The sequence below is a fragment of the Pseudoduganella sp. jia 9 genome (assembly GCF_055502615.1).
Genome location: NZ_JBUPWE010000001.1, coordinates 268,476 through 284,190, shown reverse-complemented (window position 1 = coordinate 284,190; position 15,715 = coordinate 268,476). Strand labels below are relative to the sequence as shown.

The 15,715-nt window shown below is 61.8% G+C and carries 13 protein-coding genes; 3 read left to right on the top strand and 10 right to left on the bottom strand.

Annotation, left to right across the window (positions count from 1 at the left end; all coding sequences use genetic code 11):
* The first annotated feature begins 4 nt into the window (after nt 1–4).
* On the top strand, nt 5–859 hold the full coding sequence (locus tag ACY34H_RS01280; protein ID WP_464975667.1) for a lytic transglycosylase domain-containing protein: 855 nt from the start codon (nt 5–7) through the stop codon (nt 857–859).
* Nucleotides 860–1,012: 153 nt separating this feature from the next.
* Here ACY34H_RS01280 and ACY34H_RS01275 read toward each other — a convergent pair whose 3' ends face one another.
* The 10 genes from ACY34H_RS01275 to ACY34H_RS01230 all read right to left on the bottom strand — a co-directional run bounded on the left by ACY34H_RS01275 (nt 1,013) and on the right by ACY34H_RS01230 (nt 13,096).
* Nucleotides 1,013–1,660 carry an N-acyl amino acid synthase FeeM domain-containing protein gene (locus tag ACY34H_RS01275; RefSeq protein WP_464975666.1) on the bottom strand — a complete coding sequence of 216 codons (648 nt, stop codon included), beginning with the start codon at nt 1,658–1,660 and terminating at the stop codon, nt 1,013–1,015.
* A 669-nt stretch (nt 1,661–2,329) separates the two neighbouring features.
* Nucleotides 2,330–3,334: a glycosyltransferase gene (locus ACY34H_RS01270; protein ID WP_464975665.1), complete on the bottom strand. Its 1,005-nt coding sequence runs from the start codon at nt 3,332–3,334 to the stop codon at nt 2,330–2,332.
* The gene (locus ACY34H_RS01265) at nt 3,331–4,299 is read right to left on the bottom strand and encodes a glycosyltransferase family 2 protein (protein ID WP_464975664.1); all 969 of its coding nucleotides are present in this window, start codon (nt 4,297–4,299) and stop codon (nt 3,331–3,333) included. The genes ACY34H_RS01270 and ACY34H_RS01265 overlap by 4 nt, the downstream gene beginning before the upstream one ends.
* Before the next feature lie 78 nt (nt 4,300–4,377).
* Entirely contained in the window at nt 4,378–5,589 is a 1,212-nt protein-coding gene (locus ACY34H_RS01260; RefSeq protein ID WP_464975663.1) for a carboxylate--amine ligase, read from the bottom strand.
* Nucleotides 5,586–6,698 carry an acyltransferase family protein gene (locus tag ACY34H_RS01255; RefSeq protein ID WP_464975662.1) on the bottom strand — a complete coding sequence of 371 codons (1,113 nt, stop codon included), beginning with the start codon at nt 6,696–6,698 and terminating at the stop codon, nt 5,586–5,588. Before ACY34H_RS01255 ends, ACY34H_RS01260 begins: the two co-directional genes overlap by 4 nt.
* A complete protein-coding gene (locus tag ACY34H_RS01250; protein ID WP_464975661.1) occupies nt 6,695–7,297 on the bottom strand; it encodes an arsenate reductase/protein-tyrosine-phosphatase family protein in 603 nt (200 codons plus the stop codon). Before ACY34H_RS01250 ends, ACY34H_RS01255 begins: the two co-directional genes overlap by 4 nt.
* Complete coding sequence (locus tag ACY34H_RS01245) at nt 7,294–8,325, bottom strand: polysaccharide deacetylase family protein (protein ID WP_464975660.1); 1,032 nt, start codon at nt 8,323–8,325, stop codon at nt 7,294–7,296. The genes ACY34H_RS01250 and ACY34H_RS01245 overlap by 4 nt, the downstream gene beginning before the upstream one ends.
* A gap of 1 nt (nt 8,326) precedes the next feature.
* Nucleotides 8,327–10,156 carry an asparagine synthetase B family protein gene (locus tag ACY34H_RS01240; protein ID WP_464975659.1) on the bottom strand — a complete coding sequence of 610 codons (1,830 nt, stop codon included), beginning with the start codon at nt 10,154–10,156 and terminating at the stop codon, nt 8,327–8,329.
* A 115-nt stretch (nt 10,157–10,271) separates the two neighbouring features.
* On the bottom strand, nt 10,272–11,507 hold the full coding sequence (locus ACY34H_RS01235; RefSeq protein ID WP_464975658.1) for a pyridoxal-dependent decarboxylase, exosortase A system-associated: 1,236 nt from the start codon (nt 11,505–11,507) through the stop codon (nt 10,272–10,274).
* On the bottom strand, nt 11,504–13,096 hold the full coding sequence (locus ACY34H_RS01230) for an acyl-CoA ligase (AMP-forming), exosortase A system-associated (protein ID WP_464975657.1): 1,593 nt from the start codon (nt 13,094–13,096) through the stop codon (nt 11,504–11,506). The genes ACY34H_RS01235 and ACY34H_RS01230 overlap by 4 nt, the downstream gene beginning before the upstream one ends.
* Nucleotides 13,097–13,472: 376 nt before the next feature.
* Here ACY34H_RS01230 and ACY34H_RS01225 point away from each other — a divergent pair, with 376 nt between their 5' ends.
* A complete protein-coding gene (locus ACY34H_RS01225) occupies nt 13,473–14,609 on the top strand; it encodes a DegT/DnrJ/EryC1/StrS family aminotransferase (protein WP_464975656.1) in 1,137 nt (378 codons plus the stop codon).
* Nucleotides 14,606–15,715: a GNAT family N-acetyltransferase gene (locus ACY34H_RS01220; RefSeq protein ID WP_464975655.1), complete on the top strand. Its 1,110-nt coding sequence runs from the start codon at nt 14,606–14,608 to the stop codon at nt 15,713–15,715. The genes ACY34H_RS01225 and ACY34H_RS01220 overlap by 4 nt, the downstream gene beginning before the upstream one ends.

Below are 15,715 nucleotides of genomic sequence, written 5' to 3'. Positions count from 1 at the left end.
CGCAATGAACCGTCATTTTTCCATCGCGATATTCCTGCTCACGGTCACGACAGGCACCGCCAGCGCTGCGGGAACGGATGTGGCGGAACTGCTGGCCGAGGGAGCGCGGTTCGAGCACGGCGAAGGCATGCCCCGCGACCCGGCCACCGCCGCCTCCCTGTACTGCCAGGCAGCGCGGCTGGGGTCGGCCGATGCGCAATACGCACTTGGATGGTTGATTGCCAACGGCCGGGGCCAGCCTCGTGACGATGCGGTGGCATGGCGGTTGTTCTCGGCGGCCGCGGATCAAGGTCATGCCCAAGCAGAGCGCCTGGTGCAAACATTGCCGCCGCGAGATGACGTGTCGCTACCGGCCTGCATGGTACCCGACCAGTTGCCGCTGCAGGTCGACATGGACCCCGATCCCTGGGCTCGTCCCGATTATCCGGCCGCCAGCCTGCCAATACGCCGCATTGTCGAGCGACTGGCGCCTGTGTACGAGGTCGACCCCGACTTCGCGATGGCTGTCATTGCGGTCGAGTCCGGTTTTCGAACGGACGCGGTGTCGCCAAAAAACGCACAAGGCCTGATGCAGCTGATTCCTGAAACCGCGCAACGTTTCCGTGTCGCTGATCCATTCGACCCGGAATCCAATGTTCGCGGCGGCTTGGCCTACCTGCGTCAATTACTGGCCTTGTTCGACGGCAACGTACGCCTGGTTGCCGCTGCCTATAACGCCGGGGAAGGTGCCGTGCTGCGCCATCGGGGCGTTCCGCCTTATCGCGAAACCCGCGATTACGTTACACGCATCGCACGCCTGTACAGCGAGCCGGTTCATCGCTACAGGAATCCCTCTCCTGCCGCCTTTTCTGGCCGTTAGTCGTCATCTTGCTCCTTGCAGACATGGCGAGCCTGGCCGGATTACCAAGCTCGCCATCAGAAGTCGGCGCTGCCGCACATGTCCGTGAAGCGAAGCACTCACGCCGCGACGACGATGCGGCCGAAGCCGGATCGTCGCAGGCGTTATACACACTCAGCCTATCTGCAGCAGGCGGCTGGCGATCCCTTGTTCTTCGCGCGGCGAAAAAAAGAACGGATACAATGACCGCTCTCCGGCTGGATGAGAACTGGTACCGCCCAGTTTGCGGATCTGCTCATTGACGTAATCCATGCTTACATGCAGCAGATACGCCGGCGCATCGACTCGCGGATTACTCCGCAATTCGCCTACCTGACTGAACCCCAGCATGTTCATATAATATCTCCGGTGCCGGGGATTCACTTCAATGAACACATCAGTACATTTGTGCAGATAATGGCCATAAATGAAAAGCACGTGGAATAGTGAAGCCAGTGCGCTTTTCGATTTGACATGCGGCGCAAATGCAAGTTTGGTGATCTCACACACCTTTGCGCCACGCGCTCGAAATTCCCCGACATAGTCGGAAAATACTTCGTCAGCCAGGATACCCATCGCGGAATCGATGCCCAGCGTGACAGTACCGATGACGTCCCCCTTGTCGGAAGCAGCCAGGGTGATACGGTTAGGATTGTTATCGATCCGGTGTGTGCCAGCATAGCCGCGCCAGGCATACATTTTATTGATGAGCATGCTCACCGAAACACGCCCAGCCTCGGTATCGGCAACGCGGATGCCGAAATCGGATTGATTATTAGTCACATGCGTTATATTTACAGAGTTATCTTCTTCGACAGCACAGATTAGCGGCTCGTCTGATTCCAGATCGGTCAGAAAAGCTGCTCTGCGTTGTCGTCCTTGGTAAACTCTGAGGCTATAGCACACTCCCCTGTTGAGTGGCTCGACATATAAAACCGATAACGGAGCAAGTTACCAGCTTTGCCGTGCATTTTCAACAACTACTTATTTTGTTATTTAATAATAAATAATTAAATATTTTATTTTATAACTTATTGATTACTTATAGCCGTTCCAGTGAACAGCATTATTCTGGCTTGTTCACCGGGCTGAGACACCAGCAAAGCGAACGCCTGTTCGACGCCACATGAGGTCCGGTCTCGTGCCGGATCCGCAGTGGCGTACACCGATGGTAATGCACCTGAGGACCTTTAGGGCGATGTCGAGCCCGCTTTTTTAGCATCGCGACCGCATGCTGGCACTCGTTCCAGCCCGAACATCACTCGACAGTATGCAACTCCCGCGGCTGAATTTCGCCAGCAATACGCAGCCGCTTGGCCTTGCCTGAAAGCACTACTTACAAGCAAAACCGTGTTTCTGCAAGCATGCTGCAGGAAGTTAACAGGCGAATAATGCCACGTGGAAGGTAGTCCATCAATAGGTTGAGACCGTAGTCATGTAGGCCGCGGCAGGTCACATGGTCCGGTCGAGCCGGCGCAATACGCGGAGATGCGGCAGCCAAAGCAGCACACGTAGTGCACGCAGCCGCAGGCCGGCAGCGCGGTCGAGAGCGGGCCTGCCATAGCGACGCCGAAAGAAATCTTCCACGCCGAGCAACGCCGCCTGCGCCTGTTCGGGGAACCCCCTGTAATACAGCCGATTGACATCGTACAGTGCACGGTCGAGCAGTTTCAGACCGAGGCGGCGCCGATGCGCTGGAGGCGTGCTGCCATGCCAGAAAATCAGAGAATTGCGTGCCATCAGGTAAAAATAATACGCCGGGCGATCCGTCTCGCGCCGCGGCATCGCATGCAGTACACGCGCTTCGTACGCCACGGCACTGTGCCACCCATGCGCGGCCAGCCTGGCACACAGCTCGTCGTCTTCGTAATAGGCAAACATCCGCTCGTCGAGCTTTCCGGCATCGCGCAGCGCCAGCGTTCGCAACAGCATTGCGGTACCAGGCACCCACTGTTGGGCCTGAAGCCGGCGGGCGGTTGAACGCGCATCGTCAACATTACCGGCTCGATGGGTGTCGAGCCGGCTCCAGTCATGGAAATTCCCGCAGAAGTACACTTTTTCGGGTTGGTCGAGAATGGCCAGCAGTGGGGATGCGGCCCCGCACTGCTTGTCGTCCGCCATCAATGCAAGCAATTGCGCCAACACAGTGGTGCTGCCCATTACGGCATCACTGTTGATCAACCATAGAAAGTCGTAGTCCTCGTCCAGCGCATCGGCGACAGCCAGGTTGTGACCTCCCGCAAAACCGTGGTTGACTGCCTCGCAGCGCAGTTCAATGGGAGTGCCGGCCAAACCGTGTACGAGCATTTCCACATCGGCCGGGGCCGAGCCGTTATCGATGACCAGTATGTCGGCGGTGGCACCAGCAGGCAACTGCTGGTTCAGCAGGCCACGCACGCACTCGAGAGTTTGCGGCGCGCCATTCCAGTTCAGGATGCTGACGAGTACCCTGGTCACGCGCGATGCTCCCGGCGCAACACCAGCCCGACCGCGAGCGGGATGAAATACAGCACGCTGCGCGCATCGATTCGCAATTGCTTCCACATCACATCGAGAAATGGCTTGCGATGCGCCAGGCGATGCAGCACATCCGCCACGAAGCCGCGCCTCAGCGCCAGCACCGCTTCGCGGTTTTCCTTCACCTGGCGCTCGGTCAGCGGATACAAGCGGGCAATTGCCTTTTTGTATTTCATTTCGTAGTGCAGACGGATCAGCGATTTCTCGGTCCCCCAGCCGGAGCCGGCGAATACATTGACGCCATCCCGATACACCACTTCCCGGGCGGACGAGAACGCGATGCGGTCCGTCATGCGCGACAGGTCGAGCCAGAACAGATAATCTTCTCCGGCATATACAAACTCCTCGCGGAAGCGCAGTGTGCGGAACGATCGGAAGCGGTATACGACGGTTGACGTGCCGATCACATTGCCACCCAGGATCTGCGCCTGCATATCGGCCTGGTACACGTGGAGATGGCGCTCGCCCGGCAGCAGCGCATGGCGGGACGGCTCGATTTTGCCAGCGCGTTCGAACGCGCTGACCGTCTGGTTCAGCTGGTAAAAGTCGGCGAAATAGAAATCGTATCCGGCGCTCAAGGCGCGCAGCGCATTGGCCAAATGCTCCGGCTCCCAGGTATCGTCAGAATCCAGAAAGGCAACCAGTTCGGTATCGGGCGTGACCTGGTCGAGCGCCGTGTTACGGGCGGCGGCCGGGCCGCCGTTTTTCTGCTCCACGATGCGCACGTGCGACCGCTCCGCCGCCGACAACTGTGCCACTTCATCGCGCGCAGGCGTCGGCGAACCGTCATCGACGACGATCACGTCCAACTGCGCGTCGACCGTCTGGGCAGCCAATGCGCGCAATGCGCGCGCCAGGATCCCCGACCGGCGCTGGAAATACGGAATGACGACGGCGATTTTCACGGCGCGGCCTCGATAGATGGGGTGCCGTAGCATCCGCCGGCCGGATTCTTCTTCTGCATCCTCGCTCCTAGATATTGATCAGCCGGTACGCCGGACCACATGCCACAGGTCGCGCAGGAACGGGGCGGGGTCCGACCAGTTGAACAGGTAATAGCGCGTGGACGGGCGCAAGAAGTCGTGAAAGTAACCGAGCAACTCGCCGGCACGGGAGAACGCCAGCTTGCGGTCCGCCACAGCGCCTGGCTGGAACAGCAGCCGCACCAGGCGTTTTGTTTCCGGAATCATGAAACGACAACGCAGGCCGGCGCGGTAACGAGGCTGCGGTTGCGCCTCGCCCACCGCCAGCAGGCTGTAGGCCAGCCACGGAAAATCGGCACCGGCATGGCAGGCCAGTGGCAGACTTCCCCAGAAACGACCGTTAATTTCCATCAGCGCCGCTTCGTCGCGCTCGGGATCGTAACGGTACTCGACCATTGCTATGCCTTCCCAGTCGAGTTCCCTGAGCAGCGCCAGCGAGCGCTCCCGCAATGCCGCATGGTGGTCGAGCGACACCGATTCGCACAATGTCGATACGCCGCCTTCAGGCGGCCATTCGTGCAGCCTGCGGTGCTGGAATTCGCAATGGACGCGGCCTTCGTGCATCAGGAAGAACTGTCCCAGGCCATAACCAGCACAGTATTCCTGGATCATCGGGTATCGGCCAACCGGTTCGAATTGCCGAAGGTAGTCCAGCAATTCTTTTTTATCGTGGCAATAGCGGGTCTTGTCCAGCACCAGGCCTGCGCGGCGCAGCAGGATGCCGGCTTCGTTCGGTTCGGCCCATTTCAGCACGACGGGATAGCGAAGCGTGGGCGCAGCGGCTACTGCTTCCGCGAATTTGGCCGGCTGTACGGTGCGAGGTACCGGCACGCCCGCTACTGCTGCGGCGGCATACGTCTGCTGCTTGTCGAGCACGGTGTCCATCCGGCGCGCATCCGGGAACATCAGCCGGTAGCCGGTCAGTTGCTCACGGTGCCGGTTCAGCAGGGCGATATCGCCTTCCGAGATCGCGAAAAGGCACGCGCTACCGAGCCGCTGCGCCAATTTTTCCAGTTGGGCGAGGGTGCCTGTTGCATCTTCCGCGCGCATTATGCCTTCGCGCAGATAACGCGATGACAGACCTGGCGCTGCGACGCTGCGCGCGACCCCGTAGACGGGCACGCCGCGCCGGCCAAGGCTGCGCACGATCGCCAGCCCGATTGGCGTATCGATACCCAGCACAACCGCTGGCATGAGGACTTGCGCACTCATGGGGCGCCTCGCGCGGCAAGCCAGCGCAACCCCTGCAATGACTGCAACCGGGCCAGCAACCAGACGCGCAACAGGTGCCGGCGACCTTCGGTGACGGAGCCAGCCACCCACACTGTGACGAGAATGGCACCCAGTACCTCGATGAAATACAGGCGGCCGTGCGGGTCGCCGTCGATCGCGGCGCCGAAGAACAGCAACAAGGGCTGGTGCATCAGGTACAAGGAGAACGTGTAGCCCGCCAGCCAGCGGATCGGACGCTCCAGCGGCAACAGGACACGGCCCAGCAGAAGGGGCGCAATCGCGCGGGCACCGACGAAATTGATGGCGACGATCAGGCCCAACAGGTAATCGGTCAGTACGAAGCGGGAAAATGTCAGCTGGTGATGCAACATCTCGCCGACCAGGCTGCGCATCCACGCGCTGCCCAGATCCGTCAGCCGGTAGTGCTGGAACAAGCCGAAGGCGACGATCGAACCGATGAATAATGCCAGGCCAGCGGAGAACGGTGTGCGCTGCAGCAGCTGCCAGCGATGCAAGACAACCCCCATCGCCCACACCGGCGCCAGCAGGAGAATCTTTGGGCCCACCACCAGTGCGCAGCCGGCCAGCAAAACGACGCGGGTACGACCGGCGGTGAAAACACAAACTGCAAACATGATGTAGTACCACATCTCATAGCATAGCGACCAATACGGCGTGTTTGAGAACGACATGATGGAAATCGTCCATACCTCGTTCAGCCACGCCAGGCTGGTGGCGATGCGCACCGGTGCCAGGCCATGCGTGGTCCAGCCCTGGTAAATGTCGGGACGGAGCGCGGCACCGGCGAGATCCAGCAGGGGCGTCATCAGAACGACCGGAATGGCGAGCGAATAAAACCGCGACAACCTGCTGGCCCAGTACTCGGACGGGGTATTTTCGCGCTTCGCGTGAATGTAGGAGATCACGTAGCCGGACAGCACGAAGAACACCATGACCGCCGCATGTCCGTGATCGGACAGCGGCAGGATGTCGGTGCTGAGCCAGCGCATGTTCATGTGGTAGAAGACCACCATCAGCGCGGCCAGGAAACGCACCGCGTCGAGGTAAAGCGAGAATTCGCGGCTCATTGCGAACCTCTTTTCTGCGCCGGCATGGCGCGCGCATTTGGAACATCATCCGCCAGCCGCTCGACAGCCTGGCGCACACGCGTGAAGCAGGTATCGAAATACGCGTCGGACAACGTGAACGGATCGTGCAGGTGCGGCAACGGTGGAGAACACCAGTTGCCAAGAAGCGCCACCTGCACATCGCTGCGCCCCGCCAGCCTGCGCGTGAGCTCGTGCACTTGCCGCACTTCCATTGCCAGCAGCAGGTCGCCAGGTTGTACGCTGAAATCCTTCCAGTCGCGCGCACGATGGGCATCCATCGGCATTTGCTGGCGCGCGGCCGCGGCAAGGGCCGGATCGGGCGAACCGACACCGGTCGTTGTCGACAGGCCCAACGATGCAGTATGCAAGCCTTCGGCGCGCGCAACCTGTTCGGCATACGCGCTGCGGCAAATATTACCCAGGCAGACGAAGACCACGCGGCGTACCGCTTGCGGGTGTTTCAGTTCGAAGGGGCTCAACCGGCCTGTGGTCCGCTCGGCTTGCGCCAGCAGCAACCGCACCAGCCCGCGCCATGTGCCGAAGCGGGCATTCAGGCGATTGCGTAGCAGGGCGATCATGCCGCTGCTCCCCGCGACAGCGCCCAGTTGCCATAGCGGTCGTACACGGCTTGCTCGGCAAGCCTGCGGATGCTGCGCCAGCCGCTGCCATGCAGCAGCAGGTTGCGCTCGTCTGGCGAAGCCTGCAGCGCACTGCCTGCCTCGCCCATGCCGGTGGGCAGAAAACGGTCGCGGTTGCCGTCGAGGTAGCGGCACAGGCGAGCCAGCCGGTCCTGGTGCAGTGCGTTGCCGCGCGCGGTGCGCATGTGGTCATCGCGCCGCTGCACATATTCGAACGGATGGGTCAGCAACACGACCAGCGGAATCTGCTGTTCATGTGCCCGTTCCAGCAGCAGGCGGGTTTCTTCGAAGCTGGTGCCGGCAATCGTCAGCGTTTTCAAATGACGGCGACCGCCCAACTGCCAGTCCTGGAAGGTCAGCACAGGCATCTCCAGCACGTCGTGGCGGCGGTGTGCGCCGCTGTACAGGCGATAGCGCGGGTCGTTGCTGTCGAAAACAGCCAGACCGACGCAGGAGCTGTAAGGGATGCCGCATCGAGTCATCGCGGCAAACATGGCATCGTCGTGTTGCATGTTCCCCGGCCGGAAGACGGTCGGTGCCGGGACGCCCCACTCCGCGAACGTCTGCTGGCCCTGACGCAACAGGCGCACGGTGTCTTCTTCGGCACGGCCGAAGAATTCGTCCTGCAGCGGCTCGCGCCGCACACGCTCGCGCCAGTCCGCGTGCTGGAAAACGGCCCAGCAGGGATGTGTGTGCAGTTGTACTTCGTGCCCGCTGGCGACGATTTGGCGGGCGATGCCACCCATCGGATCCTGGTCCTGGAAATAGTAGCGGTGTGCCGCTTCGACAAAGAACGTAGCTGGAATGCGGTGCCGTTCGAACTGGTCGAGCAGGAAACCCAGGCCTTGCGAACGGCCGCCGACCTCGCACCACACCATCGGTTCAGCGACAGGTTGCTTGTCCGGGCTGGTGAATGCGCCGCCGATGGAAAATTCGGTGTCGATCGAAATGCAGACCCGGGTGCGCATGTCAGGTCCCGGTGCGCTGGCGGAACCACTGTTCCAGCATCATCAGCACCCACACCATGGTGCCGTGATAACCGGCATGTTCGCGCAGGTGCTTGCCGGTGAGCTGCTCGATGAAGTCACCGCGCACGATGCCGCGCGCCTTCAGGTCCGTCAAACTGTCGGACGCCAGGTCCTGCAATGCCTTGTGCTCCTGCAGCCAGACGCCGAACGGCAGCCCGAAGCCGTGTTTTTGCTTGGTGATGATTTCTGGCGGAAGAAAGCCCTTCAATGCTTCCTTGAAGAACCAGCGCAATTGGGTGCCGTTCAGTTTCTGCTGCGGCGTGAGGCCGGCGGAGAACGCCACCATCGCATCGTTCAGGAAGGGAAACGCTACTTCCACGCCGGCCAGTTCGCAGGCCTTCATCACTTTCGGCAGATCGTTGTCGGCCAGGGTGATCTTCAGGTCCAGCGCCAGCATCCGGTTGATCAGGCTTTTCGCCTCGCTCGCGCCGTAGGTTTGCGCCAGGCCGGCCAATGGCTGGTGAGTGTCGGTGCCGGCCAGGAAGTCATCGGTAAATACCTGCCGCGCGCCATAGCGGCCCAGCAAATTGTAGGTTTCCAGCCGCGCCGGCATCGCCACCGAGGCTTGTTCGATATAGCTGCGCGCCTTGCGCAGCAGCGTTACCCGGTCGCCGCCAGGGAAGTTGAAGATCGCCGGCTCCAGCAGCGCTTTGCGAAATAGCGACGGTACCTGCTCGTATCGCGCAAACACATGCTGTTTCGCGTAGCGCTCGTTGCCGCCAAAGAGCTCATCGCCGCCATCGCCGCCCAGCATGCGTGTCACGCCATCCTTGCGCGCCATGCTCGCGCAGTAAAACGCAGGCACTGCCGAAGCGTTGCCGAATGGCTGGTCGCAGACGGCGGCGATTCCCGGAATCGCCGCAACCACGTCATCGGGCGTCACGTAGTATTCATGATGGTTCGTGCCGAAATGGCGCGACGCGATGCGTGCGTATTCCATCTCGTCATAGCCTTGGGCGGCAAAACCGATGGAATAGGTCTCGGCCGGCACCCCGCCAACGTCGCACAGCATGCCGGCGATCGTCGAGCTGTCGGTACCGCCGGACAGAAATGCACCCGCCTTCGCACCGGCAGAGGCCTCGCGCACGCCGTTCTTCAGTTGCGCGAGGAAATCGGCCCTCAGGTCTTCGAACGAGCGCTTGCCATCTTCCTGGAACGTCATCTGCCAGTAAGGGCGGGTCTCCACACGCCCCTGGCGGTAATGAAGATAATGACCGGGCAGCAGGCGCTGCTGATCCTTGTACGCAGTGCCGGGAGCAGGCACCATGTGGAAGTAGACGTAGTTGTAAATTCCTTGCAGGTCGATGTCGCCACGCACCAGAGGATGACGGATCAGCGCATCCGCCGACGACGCAAACAGCAGCGCCTCGCCAGCCAGTTGCCACGTCAATGGATGCACGCCCATGCGGTCGATCGCCAGGACCGCCTCGCCGGCATGCTCGTCGAGGATGCACAATGCGAATGGGCCACCCAATAGCGCGCACAGTTTTTCCGGCCCCAGGTGGCGTTGTGCCGCCAGTATTGCTGCCGTGCCGCGGATCCTGGCCTGTTCTGCCAGCGCGGGATCGCGCAGCACAGGATGGCCCCACAGCGCAATCAGCAAACCTTCCTGGCGATACACATCGCCAGCGCCAGCCACCGCGGCCGCGGAACGGCTGCTTTCGGCCTGGTGCACTGCACTATCGTCGAACCGCGCCAGCGGCGCCGCCATCCTACCGATCAGTTCACGGTCTTGCGCGCCGTAGCCGATCCACCCACAAATACCGCTCATCGTGCACCCCTCGCCTGTCAGGCCACCTGTATCGAACTATATGCATCGAACTACCCGTATCAGCCTTCCAGTATCAAACTTCGCTTGCCATGGCGGCTGTATCGGGGCAACCGTATCAAACCAGGACTTCAGGCGCGGCAGGATGGCTGAGAAAACCGGCCGGGCTGGCCGAGACGCCGTAAGCGCCCGACTGCAGGACCGCGACCAGGTCACCCGGACGTGCGCATGCCAGATCCATTCCGTCGGCCAGCACATCCAATGGCGTGCACAGCGGCCCGACGACCGACGCCTTTTCACGTTCGCCGCCCTGTACGCGGTTGCCGATGACGACCGGGTAATTCTTGCGGATCACCTGGCCAAAATTGCCGGACGCTGACAGGTGATGATGCAGGCCGCCATCCGTCACCAGGTAAACGCTGCCGCGCGATTCCTTGCGATCGACAATGCGGCAGACATAGACGCCGGCTTCGCCAACCAGATAGCGCCCCAGTTCGATCACGACCTGGGCTCCCTGTAGCTGCCGGCGAACGCCATCCATGACCGCATGCAGGTTACTGCCGACGGAAGCCAGGTCGAGCCGCTCTTCGCCGGGGAAATACGGAATGCCGAAGCCACCGCCAATGTTCAGGATGCGTGGAGCGCGAGGCGCGTCCTGCGCCAGCCGCAGTGCCAGTGCGAACGTTTTTTCGTGCGCCTCGTGCAGCGCCGGTGCCTTCAGGTTCTGTGACCCCGAAAATATGTGGAAGCCGTGAAAATCCAGGCCCAGTTCGCCGATGCGCCGCAGCAGTTCCGGCACCAGTTCGGCATCGACACCGAACTGTTTCGGCCCGCCACCCATCTTCATGCCGGACGATTTCAATTCGAAGTCGGGATTGACGCGCACGTTGACGCGCGGCGTGATACCGAGGGTGTCACCGATTCGTGCCGCCCGCTCGGTCTCGCCCGCGGATTCCAGATTCAGCACAATGCCCGCGGCAATTGCGCACGACAGGTCCAGGTCGCTCTTGCCCGGGCCGGCAAAGCTGATGTGCAGCGGATCCATCGGCGTATCGAGGGCGACCCGCAACTCGCCGCCGGAAGCCACGTCGATGCCATCCACCAGCGAGGCCATGTGCTGCACTATCGCCGGCATCGGATTGGCCTTCATCGCGTAGTGCAGATGCACATCGGCAGGCAGATGCACGCGCAATTCGGCTACGCGCGCGGTCAACGCGCCGCGGTCATACGCATAGAACGGGGTCTGGCCAACGCGCTGCGCCAATCGGGTCAACGGCATGCCGCCGATTTGCAGGCAGTCGTCGATGACGGGGAACTGCAGCAGCGGTGCGTGCTGCGGACGAGGCGCGCTCATGGCTGCTGCTCCAGAAACACGTTTTCATATTGCGTCGACAGCAGCTTGCGGTCGATCTTGCCGTTCGGATTGCGTGGCAGCGCACTCTCGGCAACGACCAGCTTCTGCGGCAACATATAGGCCGGCAGGTGCGGCTTGCAGGCCGCGAGGAGATCACTCGCCGTCAGCGCCGCGCCCTCGCGCGGGAAGGCGATGACGACGATCGCCTGGCCCAGCACCGGATGCTTGACGCCGATCGCCGCCGCCTCGGCCACGTGCTCGCGCGCATACACCACTTCTTCGACCTCGGTCGGGCTGACGCGGTAGCCGGACGTCTTGATCATCTCGTCGTTGCGGCTGATGAAGTACAGGAAGCCGTCCTCGTCGCGGCGCACCGTATCGCCGGACCATACGGCAAGTTCCACCAGCGGCAAGCCGTAATGCCGCGGCGCTACCGGTTTGAAGCGCTCGGCGGTCTTGCCCGGATCGTTCCAGTAGCCCAGCGATACCAGGGCGCCCCGGTGCACCAGCTCGCCCGGCTCGTGCGGCGCACACTCGGTGCCATCCGACCGCAACACCACCACTTCGGCATTCGGGATTGCCTTTCCCATCGAATCCGGGCGACGGTCCAGTTCTTCCGGCGGCAGGAAAGTGGAACGGAACGCTTCTGTCAGGCCATACATCAGGAACGGCCGTGCGTTCGGCAGCGCCCGGCGCAGCGCTTCGAGCGTGGGCCGCTGCATGGCACCGCCGGAATTGGTCAGGTAGCGCAGCGTGCAATCGGCCGGCCATGCCAGCGGCGCCAACTGGATCCACAGCGGCGGCACGGCGGCCAGGCCCGTGATGCGTTCGGCGATGACAGCGTTAAGCACATCGCGCGGCAGCAGGTGATTGATCAGCACGGCTGTAGCGCCCACGTGGAACGCCGTCGTCAATTGCGACAAGCCATAATCGAACGACAGCGGCAGCACGGCCAGGATGCGGTCTTGCGGCGTATTCTCCAGGTAACTAGCCACGCTGTGCGCGCCAGCCACCATGTTCCGGTGCGATAGCACGACACCCTTGGGCTTGCCGGTGCTGCCGGACGTATACAGGATCGCGGCCATGTCGCCATCGATCGCGCGATGCGCTGCACGCGTTTCGTCGAGGCCACGAGCAATTGCGGCATCCCACGACAGCACGTCGACGTTGTGCACCGCAGGCAAAGCATCGCCGCCGCCGACTGCCACCACCAGGCGCAGATCGCGACAGGCCGGCAGCACGTCTGCCAGCAGCTTTAGCCGGTCGATCGTCGTGACCAGCACGCGCACATTGCAGTCGGCCAGAATGTAGGTGACTTGTTCGGGCTTCAGCAGAGGATTGACCGGCACGAAGACGCCGCCTGCCGCCGCCGCGCCGAACATGGCACCAACGTTCTCGACGTTTTTTTCCATGTAGACCGCAACCCGCTCGCCTCGTTCCAGGCCGGATGCCAACAATGCGGCGGCAGTGCGTTGGACCAGGTCGGCGAGCGCCGCGTAATTCAGGCGGCGGCTACCGTGGACAAGTGCCTCGGAACCAGGCGTTCTGGCGGCCGAGCGGAAAATGAAATCGTGGATCAGGTCGCTCATATCGTGTCCTGCAAAGGGCTGGTCCGCAATGCAACAAGTTTGTAACCATACGGAAACCTAGGCGGGAATATTAACATTTTACAATCAAATAACATCTGTTTTTTGGCAACACTTGGCGGAAAAATACCTCTGGCATTGTTCCAAAAACAACAATTAACGTAAATTTTTGGCAATCTTTTGATGTATCATGTGAGGCGCCGTTAGTTTTGTCCTGGAAATTGCTGCAATCGAGACGACCATGGGAAAGATCAGCATTTCAGATGTGAAGCCGGTAGAACTCAGGCCGGCAGCAGTACAGCCCCCGCTCGTCCCCGCTGACTATCCGCGCTCCCGCCTGCCTGTCGCGCCCGCATTGTCGCTGGCATCGTTTCTCCGCATGAGCGGCCCGCCTGCGCCCTCCATTCTCGATGCGGGCGAGGTCCGCTTCGTGACCAGTGGTCGCGTGGCGATCGCACTGGCACTGAAGCAGATGGGAGTAGGCCCTGGCGACACGGTGCTGGTGCCGTCGTATCACTGCGCATCCATGATCGAACCGGTCATCTGGGCAGGCGCCACGCCGCTGTTCTACCGCATTCTCGCCGATACCACGGTCGACCTGGAAGACCTTGCCCTCAAGGCTTCCGCCGCCAGTAACGTCAAGGCGGTGATGGCAACCAACTATTACGGTTTCCACCAGCCGCTGCCAGCACTGCGCACGTTTTGCGACGAGCGCGGCATTCAATTGCTGGAAGACTGTGCTCACTCGTTCCTGGGCCGGCATGCGGGCCGTTCACTGGGTTCATGGGGAGATTACGCGATCGCCAGTAGCATGAAGTTCTTCCCGGTCTACGAAGGGGGCTGCCTTGTCTCGGCGCGCCATCGGCTGGACGGCGTGGCGCTGCAGTCCGCCGGAGCGGGCTTCGAAGCCAAGGTGCTGCTGAATTCTGTCGAAAACGGCTTCGCGTATGGGCGGCTGCCGATGCTGCGTGCACTGATGACGCTGCCGATGGCCGTCAAGAACGCTCTATGGGGCGTGATCAAGGCACGCCGCCATGGCGCCGCACCGGCGCTGGCTCCCGGATCTTCCGACGGCGGTTTCGGTTTCGACCCGGCCTGGCTGACCAAGCGCTCGTCGCTGTTCTCGCGGTCGATGCTGCGGATCGTGTCGCACCGCAGGATGGGTGAACTGCGCCGCCGTAACTACCGGCGGCTGTATGAAGCGCTGTCGACACTGCCAGACTGCCGCCCACTGTTCGCCACCTTGCCGGACGGCGTTTATCCATGGGTCTTCCCACTGCTGTGCGATGAGCCGCAAGCGCTGTTCCGCCAGTTGAAGGGCGCCGGGGTGCCGGTGATCCGGTTCGGCGAGTACTTGTGGCCGGGGGTGGACGCGACCGTGTGCGAAAACAGCGTGAACCTGTCGCTTCGCGTGCTGCAGTTTCCCTGCCACCAGGAACTGCGCGATGATGAAATCGAATGGATGATCGGCCAGGTGCGCAGCGCGGTCACAGGCGAACAAGGAGGCCAACGATGAAATGGCACCTGTACCCGGCAAGTGCGTTTGCCGCCCATACGCAGGCATGGCGCCGGCTGAATGCCTCCAACGGCAGTTCGCCGCTGCTTGAACCGGAATTCGTGCAGCCGCTTCTTACCGAATTCGGCGATTCGCGGAGCCAGCTTGCGGTGTGCGAGATGGATGGCGACACGGTCGCGATGGGCATCTTCCAGCCGCGTGGCCGCGGCGTATGGGAAGCGCTGCAGCCATCGCAGGCACCGATCGGCCTGTGGCTGCACCGCACCGGCCTCGATCTTGAGCGGCTGCTGCCATCGTTGACGCGCAAGCTCCCCGGCCTGGCACTGATGGTCGGCTTGAAACAGCGCGATCCGCAACTGGAACCCCGCCCGGCCGACAGCACGATTACCAGTACGCTCGATTACATTCGCACCGCCCATGTACCGATCGCCGGCGCTTTCGAGGATTACTGGAATGCGCGCGGGAAGAATTTGCGGAGCAACCTGAAGAAGCAGCGCTCGCGGTTGCAGAAGGATGGCATCGTCACGCGCATGCAGATCGACCGTTTGCCCGAACAGATGGCCGCCGCCGTTGCCGACTACGGCCGGCTGGAAAGCGCCGGCTGGAAGGCACAGTTGGGCACCGCGATCCATCCGGACAATGACCAGGGCCGTTTTTACACGGCGATGCTCGAAGCGTTCGCGCGGCGCGGCCAGGCTGCCGTGTACCGCTACTGGTTCGAAGCTCCCGGGCTTGCACCACAACTGGTTGCAATGGATCTGTGCATCGAGGGCGACGGCGCCCTGATCGTGCTGAAAACAACCTACGACGAATCGGTGCCGGCCAGCCTGTCGCCAACGTTGTTGATGAGGGAGGAATGCTGCCAGCGGCTGTTTGACGAAAAGCAGTACGCGCGGCTGGAGTTCTACGGCAAAGTGATGGAATGGCATACGCGCTGGACCGACGAAATCCGGACCATGTACCATGTCAACCATTACCGCTGGCCGGTACTTCGCCAGCTGCATGCCGCCGCCGGCGAACGTAACGCCATGGTGCAGAGGTTGCGCGGCAAATTCGCCGGCCCTGCGCCGGTCGCCACGCGGCAGCAAACCTCAACCACGGAGTAA